We start from the raw sequence: 12,297 nt of genomic DNA, 5'->3' as shown, positions 1-12,297 counted from the left end.
AACAGATTTAAAAACCACAACTTAATAGGCTCCATTACTTTTCAACAACCTCATATATTAACTCGCCTGCAACCATCGATCATAATCTCCAGCTTTGCTTGCCTCAACTCTATCAGCGCAATTTCAACATACCCAACTCTTTTCAGGTTTTTGGCCATGTTGGCTACAGTTTTATAGTCTTGAAATTAGTAACGGGGATTTCGATTCGCAGGTGGTTGTGACTGATCATTAAACAATACGAATGCACTTCAATATTAAATCTAAGGCTTGCTTGCTCAATATAATATAAAAAAGACTTAAAGCCGTCACCATTCAAAAAGGTATTTTCACGCTCTCTTCCGCGGTTCATTAAATAATAAAATGCATTCCCAGACCCAATACTCAGATACCTAGATACATTAATTCACCAAGAATGGTAAATATAAATCTAGGCCTTTTATGTCTAAAACCAGAGGTATGACCCTTTGGTTTTTAAAGCCAATCGAAAATAAAACCTTAAAAAATATTCTAAATTAATTTGTAATGTAGTTTTATTAAGTTTGTTTTTATTTAAAGATACTGCTTTGCCTTTGAACATGTAAGCTTAGGTAATGGAAGTTTACTCACTTTGTCTGAGCATAACTTATTTAAAAGATTGACTGCAAAGCGTTCGCACCTTGACAATGTATACAACTCATATTCCTCAGTAACACCAAGCGCAGATTGATAACTCAACTGATCAAAGTATTCATTAGTGCCTAAAGCAATAACATCTTTCTCTGCCTCTCCAGATGAACGATAGATTTTACCTAGTAAATCATTGGTAAAATCAACAATGGTATTACTTTCAGACAAGTCATTTTTAAGTGAGCAAACACTAAGATAGGGTGTAGCTTTACCTACATCAAAATATACATCATTTCCTGTAGCAAGATGACTAAAAAATATGGCGCTTAGTAAACAAAAAAGCTTAATTAACCTCACTATGCATTTCTCCATACCTTAAGCAAACCATATATATTACTCCAATATATAATAAACAAGCCTATAGATTGAATCGAACCGGAAAACTCAGTGCCAATAGTTATCATAGCTAATGTTAATATCGTTAGTAAACTTGAAAAAACAAATGATATTTTTAACAAATCCTTATTAGAATAGCCATTAGCTTTCTTTTGAGTCATATTATGTCGAGCAAAAAGATTAATACATACTAAGCAAAATATTACTACGCAGCCTTTTAATATCATTTAAATATCTTCCAGTTTAATTAAACCTCTCAAGATTAACTCCTTTTTTGCAGCCGCTTCATTTTTGCTTGAACAGTAATACAAAAAAGTCGAAATAACAGTTAAAAAATTCCATTAGCCATTACAGATATAACTGTATTAATAACAATACTGACTATATAAGCCCCTATAAAAAACATAGCGAATGCTGAAACGGCCCCACCTCCTGTATATCCGGCCTTAGCTTTTTCTACCATTAAAACATAGATGCTCAGCCCTACACTCACCTTAAACCACAGCCAGTAATCGTTACTAAATAACGGTATTGCTGCAAAAGCAACGATCGGTACTAGAATTTTACCTTCTTCGTTTTTGTGTAAAAAATAAAAAGCCATAACAGCAATATATAAAAATGGCGTTACATCACTCATATAAACAACTTCCTTGTAAATATAAAATTAAAATAAATAAATTTTAACTATTGTACTTATTAATCAGTACTAAGTACTTAAAAACGTCATTAATTGTGTTTACTTTTTAGCTGTGCAATATTAACTCACTATAAAGCGCAAGGAACGCCTGCTCATTAGCAAACTTAATATAAAAATTAAAGGATGAACATGATTAAGCCATTTTACACAAGCTGCTTATTAGCTCTTACTCTATTAATACCCAACCAAGCTAAAGCAGAGCCTACAGCTTTACAGTACCAGCAAATCCTTAATGATACCCTTTCAGCCAGTGAGCCTGGTGTGTCAGTAATAATAAGTAAAAATGGAAAAACTGTTTTTAAAGGAACCCGAGGGCTTGCCAACCTTGAACACAACATTGCACTAACCAATCAAAGTGTTTTGCGGTTAGGTTCTATATCAAAACAGTTTACCGCTGCTGCAATTATGATGCTGCTAGAGCAAGGTAAATTATTAACCTCTGACGATATTCATAAGTATGTTCCAAGCTTTCCTACTGAGGGTAACCTCGTCACAATAGAAAACTTACTGACCCACACATCGGGAATAGCAAATTATACCGATGACGACTACCTATTCGATAAAGAAATACAAGTACCTACAAGCGTTGATGATACGCTAGCGCGTTTTGCCAAGCACCCTATGGTTTTTAAACCAGGCGAAGCAATGGCTTATTCAAATACAGGTTATTCACTACTTGGTAAAATAATTGAAGTAGCAAGCGGGCAACCTTATAAGGAGTTCGTTGAACAAAATATTTTTAAAAAACTGGGGATGTCACAAAGTAGCTACGAGGGGCAAGAGCTTGTTCCTCACCGCGCAGCTGGATATGAACAAACAGAGCAAGGCTTTATAAACACAAGTTATATTAATATGGATTGGCCCTATGCCGCAGGGGCGCTTATATCAACGCCAACTGACTTAAACATTTGGTTTAGTGCATTATCGTCTGGCAAGCTTATTAGTAAAGCAAGTTATGAAAAGATGGCCAGCCCTTTTAAACTCAACGACGGCAGTTTTTCACCCTACGGTTACGGCCTAGTTATTAAGCCTTTTAATGACTATACGGTAATTAAGCACACCGGCGGAATAAATGGCTTTTTAGCACATGCACGCTACATACCCGAGCAAAAACTATACGTAGCCGTACTCGCCAATTCAAACCATATAAACCCTATTTTTATAAACGAAAAACTCATAGCCAAAACACTAGGTATAGAACTACCAAAGTTTAAAAGCATTGATGTAACAGAGCAGCAATTATTACCTGTTTTAGGTGATTACCGTATTAATAAAAATACTTCTCGCAGCCTAATTTATGAAAATGACGTTTTATATTCTCAGCGCACTGGTGGAAATAAAATAAAGCTAATCCCCATGTCTAAAACTAGTTTTTACTACCTTAATTCAAACAACTATTTAGTCATTGAAAAAAATAGCCAAGGAAAATTAATAATGAAATATTTTAGTGGGTTATCAACCACACCCTCTGAGGCAATTAAAATTTAAGATAATTATAATGACACTCATTCTGATTTATCTATTTTTAATGTATGAAGTCAAGATTGGCACCTTGGATCTCACATGGTTGACTGGTGCATATTCTCACCAATCAACGTCATTACTGGATGCATAGTCATATTTAAAGTGAGTTTAAAAAGTAACAACACTTGGTTTTTTGAATAAAAAGTTCAAGAAAACACAGCTGCCTGCTTGACCGGAACTTTCTAATGGGTGACCCCTTTGGCTTCACAAGTTAACTATGGTCCTCTTCTTTTTTGAGAATATACTCTCCATCCTTGAATATCTTAATATTAGCCTTTTTCAATTCATAGCTATTCAATTCATCTGTACTCATGCTGGTGGCAACTATCACTTGTCCCCCAGAGTCCAATAATGAACTAGACTTATCTAATAGAGATGCAAAGCTAGATTTATCAGTCTCGTGCTGTCTAGGTTCATCAAAGACTACAAAACCTCCATGTTTCACACTACTTTGACTGATACCTAACTCTAATAATGCAAGGGTATAGGACCATATTATCCGGATATAATCACTAGCAGATGAATCAGCTACAATGTCGTAACCATCAAGTTCGGGCCGCAAGGTTTGCTCTGATATTTGAAGAAAATGCTGATTTGCGGTTTTATAACCGAAAGCAGTTAAGTTTTCAATTAAGCGGGTTTTTAATACTTTAAGAACCTTAAATGAAACATCATCTGTACTTTTCTTCTTCAATGTTTTCAATTCTGATGTATATCTTAGCCATTGCTGATGAAGATCTTTAGCTCGCTCATTAAAGTCAGTCTGTTTCGATACTAGTTTTATTAACCCATTAATCTCATTTTCTAATTCAACTTTTCTTTTAAGGTCTTTTCCATAAAGTTCAATAAATGCGGCTTCATCTGTTTTAAGCTCATCAATACTTGACTGAATTTTAATTATTGAAATTTGTAATAAGGCTTGTTCTTTTTTTATTTCTGTTAAGTCTTTTTCATGTCTTTTTTTAATGCCGGAATAGAAGTCAACTTGATTTTTTAAGTAACCTATATTTTGTTCAACAGTTAAAGGCTTACTTTTTACTGGTACTTTAGCCAAGCTATCGTACATATCTGAATCGCAAACTGGACATGAGCTAATTTCCGCTTCGAAGTTAACCTCACTTCCTACATCATGTAACCGTTTTAATTGTCTATATCGGTCTAACTCTAAAGCAATATTTGAAACCTTATTTTCCATCTTCTGGATCGAAATTAAAAAGCTCTCTTGTTTTTGCACTAGAGAATCAAAATCTCTGAGTAATGTTCTCTTCTTCGCAGTTAGCTCTGAGACGTCATTATAATGAGGCCACGTTTTAATATTATTTTTGATATCAATTAATACGGCTTTCAGTCCACCCAAATAAGGCGTGATTTCAGTAAACTGATCTTGTTGAGGTACTAAAAAAGATATTAAAGGAAAAAAGCTCTCTTTTTCCAAAGTACAATCCAATTGTAATTTCATACCACCAAATTCAGCTAAAGAATCGGCTGAACTAATAATTTTTTCCCAATCTCTTTCAATGCTACTCGTTATCGCATTCAGTTCCGCTAATCTATTTTTTTTACTATAATTTTCTACTCCTAAACAGAACTCTAGTGCGGCTTTTTTCACTCCTTTAATACCATAATAAGTAGGTGTATTAGCCTGTAATTCTGACCAGCCTCTTTTTTGCTCAATGAAGAATAAAGGAAATACACATTCGAGATAAAGTCTTGTTGGTTTACCTTCATGAGTTACTAAATTTGGTAAATTCCAACCTAGGTATCTTTCAAGCCAAAAATGGAACCCTTTTTCGCTTTTTGCTGATCCTACGCTACCTGCACTACCCAGAAAATAATCTTCAAAAGTGCCTTTTTCATCAAAGACTGTAACTTTATCCTTATCACCTTCAACATCTCTTTTGAACTTTGCATATTGCCCAGTTGCATTTTCTACTTCTAATTCAACATACGACTGACTTACAAAATGCGGTGTGGCATCAACCTTTGAAGATTCTAAAAATTGATGCATAGATCTTGGAAAAGGTTTTCTTCTACTTGGACCTAAGATGGCATCTAAACCTAAAGCATAAGCTATTGAATTAATACAAGTAGATTTACCCGATGAGTTTTCTGCACGTATGATGTTTAATCCTTTATAAAAAGGAATTTCAGTTGAATAAACTCCATCATTTGTAACAGAAGTTACTTTTAATTTTTTTAAAGTTAGTCCTAGCATTTTTAATGTCCTAAAATCCTTTTTATATAATTTTCTGTAACCTTATTTTTTATTGAATGTAGAAATTCAACTTCATTGTTAAATAAGCTTAGGTCGTTTACCAAACGTAATAATTTATACCCCTCTTCTCCTAATATTAAGGTTTCTGAGTCTAGTTGCAAAATACCTTTTGCCATCGCTAGTTCTATCGCTTTGTCTGTTGACTTGTCGGATGACATTGACAAAACCGAATTAGAATATGAATGTAAAGAATCATAATAATCACTCCAGTTTTGAGGCCGTATTAACATCCAAAGTAGCACTCTCATTTTGGTGAGTTTCAATGATATACCACCTGTACCTACTACATTAATTGCAATACACATTAAGCCAATACGCCATATAGGTCTCAATTCAATAGGTAATGGGTAGCTAGTATCACTAAAGATAGCTGTAGCTGTTTTATGTTGAAGTTCCTTCTCGTTATTCATTGATAATAAAGTCCATCTTACATTCGGCTAACCACCGAGCTATTAAGCCACTAGAAAATATCTCTATATTATTGTTTGAGATTGATTGCTCTATAGTTTTAATAGAATCTCTATTTTTTTGTAAAAGCGACATTAATATATTTTTAGGCTCATCTCTTACAAATAAGCTTTCATTTTTTAAAGCTTCCAAATTTACTATAGCTATAGAAGTTACTTCCGTATACAAATCAGGAAATTGATCTCTATATGCATCCATCAATTCTTCAACCTGCATATACTGTCGAATCAGGCTTGTTCTAAGCCTTTCAAGATCGCTTTCACTAAATTTATTTGTTTTCCTACAAATATTGTCAAAAAAAGTACTATTCTGAGATTTCCATATCTCTGTTATTTCAGTATTTATATCAGATATATCAATATTTATTTCCTCTCCAATGTATCTCCTAGAGAAAATAGATCCCGATGGAAATGAGTCGTCAGTTTCTATTTTTACAGAAATGCCTTTCGGGATTGAATATGATAGTTGTGGGATTTGTTTCTCTTTTGACTTACAGTATTTGAGTAATTCTTTTGTTCTAACTTCAGGGATAACGAGTACCCAACAAGATATTTTGATATCGCCAAGCATTTTTTCAATTTCTGATTCATGCTTACTTAACTTTTTAAGGTCTTCATTTATTTTTTTGAACATGCCTTCTATACTCATCCATTGAGTACGAAGGGTCAGGGTAGTAACACTGAAAAATGACACCACAATTTGTAAAAAACTCTATTCCATGATCGCCTCTGTCATGGTGAGGAACACTAGTAAAATTTTTCCAAGTGAATTCGTGCCGGAGCATTCTCTCACAGAAGCTTTCCCAAAGAGCACCATTCATTTTCAGTTTGAAGTTCAATCTCAATTCCTTTGATATTTTTGACTATCTTTCAATGCCTTAATTTAACAATAATGGGTAGATTAATTCAACAAGTAATATTTAAATATAAATAGAGCAATAATATCAGGCCTTGCATTCCCCCAAGACCAAACACCAATCTCACGTTTAACACGCTCCCCCATCATCACGCCCTGAAAATAAGCAATTGATGAGTAATATCGCGCATGGATGCGCGATAAGGCGAAACTAGGCCATGGATGGCCTATCTTCGCCGTTTACGTTAACATCAATTAATTATTTGAAGGATTAAGCGTGATGCTCGGGTGCGCTGAGAGTGTCCAGAGAGGGACCAGCGGCAGCCCCTCTTTGGCTGCCGTCGCCAGCGCGACAAAACCTTGAATAAGGTTTCTAATTTAGGTCACGGATTTATCCAGACAAAATATAAAAAGTTAGCGAGTTATAAAGCTTCAAGTTAGCAAGCAATGAACATATAACAACACGCGCCAGCAAGCTTAGCGCCTACGATAATACCTTTAACCTCGGTGCAGCGCGAAGCGCCTCTGGGTTCTCGGTGGTGAAATTCTTTTTCTCGCTTTTTGCGCCCTAAAGGACGACTACAAACAATACATATTTATGTACTTTGGAGCTGGTAATAATATTGGAGAATCGTTGGGTTTCGCTTCACTCAACCCAACCTACATAAGCATTTGAAATGGTTTTTCACCTCACACAAAAAAGCCGCTACATTGCTGCAACGGCTTTTAAAATTTTATAAATTCCCAATCTTTAATTGGAAATTTTAAAAATTATTAATCTCTGTATGTCTCTACCGCTGGGCATGCACATACTAAATTACGGTCGCCGTATACGTCATCGATACGTGTAACGGTTGGCCAGAACTTATCTTTAGCAACTGCTGGTACTGGGAATGCAGCGTAAAAACGGTCATACGCGCGGTCCCATTCATTACCTAACACATCAGCTTGTGTGTGCGGTGCAAATACCAATGGGTTGTTTTCGATAGACCATTCACCTGAAATGATTTTATCGATTTCACCTTTAATCGACACCATCGCTTCGATAAAGCGGTCAATCTCGCCCTTAGACTCAGATTCAGTTGGCTCAATCATTAATGTGCCCGCTACTGGGAACGACATTGTTGGTGAGTGGAAACCATAATCTTGTAAGCGCTTAGCAACGTCCATTTCAGTAATGCCTGAGGCTTCTTTTAATGGGCGTAGGTCAATAATACATTCGTGGGCAACGCGATTGTTACGGCCACGGTATAAAATTGGGAAGTGCTTGCTAAGTTCATTGCTTAAGTAGTTAGCATTTACAATCGCCATTTCTGTTGCTTGTTTTAAGCCTTCAGAGCCCATCATGGCAATGTAAGCCCATGAAATAGGTAAAATAGCTGCAGAGCCGTAAGGCGCTGCCGATACTGCACCATTTCCTTCATCAGTACCTGGTACGTTAATTACGCTGTGGTTTGGCATAAATGGCGCAAGGTGCGATTTAACACCAATTGGGCCAACACCTGGGCCACCGCCGCCGTGTGGAATACAGAAGGTTTTGTGTAAGTTTAAGTGCGATACATCTGAGCCAATAAAGCCTGGGCTAGTAACACCTACTTGCGCGTTCATGTTTGCGCCATCCATGTAAACTTGGCCACCATGCTGGTGAACAATTTCACATAACTCACGAATCGTTTCTTCGTATACACCGTGGGTAGATGGGTACGTTACCATGGCACATGATAGGTTTTCAGAGACGTCTTCAGCTTTCGCTTTTAAGTCTTCCATGTCGATGTTGCCGTTTTTATCACAGTTAACAACCACAATTTTCATGCTGGCCATTTGTGCCGATGCTGGGTTAGTACCGTGCGCAGAACTTGGGATTAAACATACGTTACGGTGCGCATCCCCTCGTGACTCGTGGTATTTACGAATGGCGATTAAGCCTGCGTATTCACCTTGTGCACCTGAATTTGGTTGCAATGAAACCGCATCGTAACCGGTAATGTTAACTAGCCAATCGTGTAGTTCGTTAATCATTATTTGGTAACCTTCTGCTTGGTCTAGCGGGCAGAATGGGTGAAGGTTTGCAAATTCAGGCCATGTAATTGGGATCATTTCAGCGGTCGCGTTTAGTTTCATGGTACATGAGCCTAACGAGATCATAGAATGATTAAGCGCTAAATCTTTGTTTTCAAGGCGCTTAATATAGCGAAGCATGTCTGTTTCGCTGTGGTAGCTGTTAAAGTTTGGATGCGTTAGTATTTCATCATCACGCACTAAGCTTGCAGGAATAGAGTCACTGCCATTTGCTTCAACATCAGCGGCAATCGCATCTACACTTAGGCCATGGCCTTCGCCTAAAATAATATCAAATAACTCAGCAACGTCTGCACGGGTTGTGGTTTCTGATACTGAAATTGAGTATTCACCGGCATGGTTAGTAGCAAAGTTAACACCTTTAGCTACAGCACGCGCCACGACGTCGGCTTTGTTTTCATCAACCACTGTTAATGTGTCAAACCAAGTAGTGTGCTTAAGTGCCACACCTTTTGCTTTTAAGCCAGTTGCTAAAATATCAGCAAAACGGTGAATGCGTTGTGCAATGGTTTTTAAGCCTTGCGGGCCATGGTATACCGCATAAAACGCAGCCATGTTCGCTAGTAATACTTGCGCAGTACAAATGTTTGAATTGGCTTTGTCGCGGCGAATATGTTGCTCGCGGGTTTGCATTGCCATACGTAATGCATCGTTACCTAAACGGTCTTTTGATACACCAATAATACGACCTGGTAATGAACGTTTGTACGCATCACGTGTTGCAAAAAATGCGGCATGAGGACCGCCGTAACCCATAGGTACACCAAAACGTTGTGCTGAACCCAGTACTACGTCGGCGCCTAATTTACCTGGTGCTTTTAATAGTAATAAGCTCATGATGTCGGCAGCAACACAGGCAATCGCTTTTTTACTTTGTACGCCAGCTATTAGGTCTGTTATGTCAACAATTTCGCCTGATGTTGACGGGTATTGGAATAACGCACCAAAAATATCGTGGTTAACAGCATCGGCGGCTTTACCTACAATAATTTCAAAACCAAATTGCTCTGCACGAGTAGTTACTACGTCAATGGTTTGCGTGTGTACGTCGTCGGCAATAAAGAACGCATTGGCTTTTTTAGCTTTAGAGACACGTTTTGCAAGGCCCATTGCCTCGGCTGCAGCGGTTGATTCGTCAAGCAGTGAGGCACTTGCTAAATCTAGGCCGGTAATATCTAGGGTCATAGTCTGGAAATTTAATAGTGACTCTAAACGCCCTTGTGCAATCTCTGGCTGATACGGTGTGTACGCTGTATACCAACCTGGGTTTTCAAGTACGTTACGTAAAATTACGTGTGGTACGTGAGTTGGGTGATAGCCTTGGCCAATATACGATTTGAAAACTTTATTTTTGCTTGCTACTGATTTTAAGTAGCTTAGTGTTTCAACTTCGGTGCGGCTTTCGCCGATATTAAGACCTTGCTCAAGACGGATACCAGCAGGTACAGTTTGACCGATCAGCTCTTCAACGCTCGATACTTCAAGAGCGCTAAGCATGTCGTTTACTTGCGCTGGGCTTGGCCCAATATGGCGGCGAATAAAATCTTGCTTTTGCTCTAATTGTTCAAGAGATTTGGCGTTTGACATGTGTCCAGATTCCTATGATCCTAAATACTAATGGGTAACTAGTATTGATTAAAATATGTGATGATTTAGCTGCTTACTTTGTATGGAAAAATAAGCGCTTTAATCATAAAAGCCCCAATGTTTTAACATAGAGGGGCTTTTATTAATTAACGATTAGTCTTCGTCAATTGTATGCGCGTAACCTTCAGCGTCTAATAAGTTATCTAACTCAGACTCTTCTGACGCTTTAATACGGAATAACCAACCGTCGCCGTATGCGTCGTTGTTTACTGTTTCAGGCGCATCTTCTAGCTCTTCGTTAATGGCAACAATTTCACCGCTAATTGGCGCGTAAATGTCTGATGCCGCTTTTACTGACTCTGCTACTGCACAGTCTTCGCCAGCATCAACTTCGTCGCCTACTTCTGGTAATTCAACAAATACCATGTCGCCAAGCAGCTCTTGCGCATGCTCAGAAATACCAACAGTGTAAGTGCCGTCGCCTTCGTTACGAACCCACTCGTGTGAAGGTGCGTATTTTAACTCGCTAGGGATATTGCTCATTTTTTTCATCCTTTGGTTTAGATTGGGAGAATACCAATGAATAAGGCTAACTTATTTATTGGTATAACCAAATTATTTAGATTATTGATTTACCGTTACGTACAAAGCCCGACTTAACTACTTTTACGTTAACTAATTTTTTACGCATTTCTACTTGAGCTGTGTCGCCGGTTGAACGTGGTACACGTGCTAATGCAACACTATAGCCCAATGTTGGTGAGAATGTGCCAGATGTAATAACACCTTCGCCAGCATCAACAATTACTTTAGAACCACTGCGTAGTACGCCTTTTTCTTCAAGAATAAGACCTACTTGCTTGTGAGTACTTTTTTCTGCACGTTGTTTTACCAAAACATCACGACCAATAAAGTCACGATCTTCTGGCTCCCATGCAATAGTCCATGCCATGTTAGCTGCCAGTGGTGATACGCTTTCGTCCATATCTAGGCCGTAAAGGTTCATACCTGCTTCTAAACGCAGTGTGTCGCGCGCACCTAAGCCCGCAGGCGCCACACCGGCATCAAGCAATTGCTGCCATAAATCGGCGGCTTGCTCGTTTGGCACTACAATTTCGTAACCGTCTTCGCCAGTATAACCTGTTGTAGCAATAAATAAATCACCGGCTTGAACACCAAAAAATGGCTTCATGCCTTCTACTGTAGCTTGCTGGTCTGCGTTTAATACCTGGGCTGTTTTAGCACGTGCATTAGGGCCTTGAACCGCAATCATGGCGTATTCTGGGCGCTCAGTAACCGTTACAGCAAAATCGCTCGACACTTTGGCTAAATGTGCTAAATCTTTTTCACGGGTCGCTGAGTTAACCACTAAGCGATAAAATGTTTCGCTAAAGTAGTAAATAATTAAGTCGTCGATTACGCCGCCTTGCTCGTTAAGCATGCCAGTGTAAAGCGCTTTACCTGGTACGGTTAACTTAGCAACATCGTTAGCTACTAGCTTGCGTAAAAACGCTTGTGCTTGCTCACCTTGTATATCAACAATGGTCATGTGTGATACGTCGAACATACCCGCATCGTTACGTACGGCGTTGTGTTCTTCTATTTGTGAGCCGTAGTTAATTGGCATTTCCCAGCCATGAAAATCAACCATTTTTGCGCCGGCTTCAAGATGCTTTGCATGTAATACTGTTTTAGAAGTCATAATATTCCTTCACTTTTAAATTAACCCATGTGTGTGGGCGTGGCCTCAATTAAATGAGGGGGAATAACATGGTAGCCATTAATAAGCCTACCAAATTGTAATCTTTAA

Annotated in this window: 9 protein-coding genes; 1 reads left to right on the top strand and 8 read right to left on the bottom strand. The window is 38.1% G+C overall.

Annotated elements, in window-relative coordinates; translation table 11 throughout:
* Positions 1 to 549: 549 nt before the first annotated feature.
* Entirely contained in the window at positions 550 to 963 is a 414-nt protein-coding gene (locus tag AC0L7Q_RS02255) for a hypothetical protein (RefSeq protein WP_413401262.1), read from the bottom strand.
* Between the two features lie 367 nt (positions 964 to 1,330).
* Complete coding sequence (locus AC0L7Q_RS02250) at positions 1,331 to 1,639, bottom strand: hypothetical protein (protein WP_409424671.1); 309 nt, start codon at positions 1,637 to 1,639, stop codon at positions 1,331 to 1,333.
* A gap of 189 nt (positions 1,640 to 1,828) precedes the next feature.
* Here AC0L7Q_RS02250 and AC0L7Q_RS02245 point away from each other — a divergent pair, with 189 nt between their 5' ends.
* Entirely contained in the window at positions 1,829 to 3,187 is a 1,359-nt protein-coding gene (locus AC0L7Q_RS02245; protein ID WP_409424670.1) for a serine hydrolase domain-containing protein, read from the top strand.
* A gap of 247 nt (positions 3,188 to 3,434) precedes the next feature.
* Here AC0L7Q_RS02245 and AC0L7Q_RS02240 read toward each other — a convergent pair whose 3' ends face one another.
* The 6 genes from AC0L7Q_RS02240 to gcvT form a co-directional block, all read right to left on the bottom strand.
* Complete coding sequence (locus tag AC0L7Q_RS02240) at positions 3,435 to 5,438, bottom strand: AAA family ATPase (protein ID WP_409424669.1); 2,004 nt, start codon at positions 5,436 to 5,438, stop codon at positions 3,435 to 3,437.
* 2 nt (positions 5,439 to 5,440) lie between these two features.
* Positions 5,441 to 5,908, bottom strand: coding sequence for a hypothetical protein (locus tag AC0L7Q_RS02235; RefSeq protein WP_409424668.1), 468 nt, complete (start codon positions 5,906 to 5,908; stop codon positions 5,441 to 5,443).
* A complete protein-coding gene (locus tag AC0L7Q_RS02230) occupies positions 5,901 to 6,614 on the bottom strand; it encodes a hypothetical protein (RefSeq protein WP_409424667.1) in 714 nt (237 codons plus the stop codon). The genes AC0L7Q_RS02235 and AC0L7Q_RS02230 overlap by 8 nt, the downstream gene beginning before the upstream one ends.
* Positions 6,615 to 7,595: 981 nt before the next feature.
* Positions 7,596 to 10,487 carry an aminomethyl-transferring glycine dehydrogenase gene (gene gcvP, locus AC0L7Q_RS02225; protein ID WP_413401260.1) on the bottom strand — a complete coding sequence of 964 codons (2,892 nt, stop codon included), beginning with the start codon at positions 10,485 to 10,487 and terminating at the stop codon, positions 7,596 to 7,598.
* 153 nt (positions 10,488 to 10,640) lie between these two features.
* The gene (gene gcvH, locus AC0L7Q_RS02220) at positions 10,641 to 11,030 is read right to left on the bottom strand and encodes a glycine cleavage system protein GcvH (protein ID WP_008112430.1); all 390 of its coding nucleotides are present in this window, start codon (positions 11,028 to 11,030) and stop codon (positions 10,641 to 10,643) included.
* Positions 11,031 to 11,106: 76 nt separating this feature from the next.
* Entirely contained in the window at positions 11,107 to 12,189 is a 1,083-nt protein-coding gene (gcvT, locus tag AC0L7Q_RS02215; RefSeq protein ID WP_413401259.1) for a glycine cleavage system aminomethyltransferase GcvT, read from the bottom strand.
* Positions 12,190 to 12,297 lie beyond the last annotated feature (108 nt).

The sequence above is a fragment of the Pseudoalteromonas sp. KJ63-1 genome (assembly GCF_055808145.1).
Note: the sequence above shows the minus strand (reverse complement) of the source record. Positions and strands in the feature narration are given on the sequence as shown.

Excerpts from the sequence above, each read along its gene's own strand:
- AC0L7Q_RS02250 (WP_409424671.1), bottom strand. The coding sequence starts at position 1,639 with ATGAGTGATGTAACGCCATTTTTATATATTGCTGTTATGGCTTTTTAT.
- AC0L7Q_RS02245 (WP_409424670.1), top strand. The coding sequence starts at position 1,829 with ATGATTAAGCCATTTTACACAAGCTGCTTATTAGCTCTTACTCTATTA.
- AC0L7Q_RS02240 (WP_409424669.1), bottom strand. The coding sequence starts at position 5,438 with ATGCTAGGACTAACTTTAAAAAAATTAAAAGTAACTTCTGTTACAAAT.
- AC0L7Q_RS02235 (WP_409424668.1), bottom strand. The coding sequence starts at position 5,908 with ATGAATAACGAGAAGGAACTTCAACATAAAACAGCTACAGCTATCTTT.
- AC0L7Q_RS02230 (WP_409424667.1), bottom strand. The coding sequence starts at position 6,614 with ATGAGTATAGAAGGCATGTTCAAAAAAATAAATGAAGACCTTAAAAAG.
- gcvP (WP_413401260.1), bottom strand. The coding sequence starts at position 10,487 with ATGTCAAACGCCAAATCTCTTGAACAATTAGAGCAAAAGCAAGATTTT.
- gcvH (WP_008112430.1), bottom strand. The coding sequence starts at position 11,030 with ATGAGCAATATCCCTAGCGAGTTAAAATACGCACCTTCACACGAGTGG.
- gcvT (WP_413401259.1), bottom strand. The coding sequence starts at position 12,189 with ATGACTTCTAAAACAGTATTACATGCAAAGCATCTTGAAGCCGGCGCA.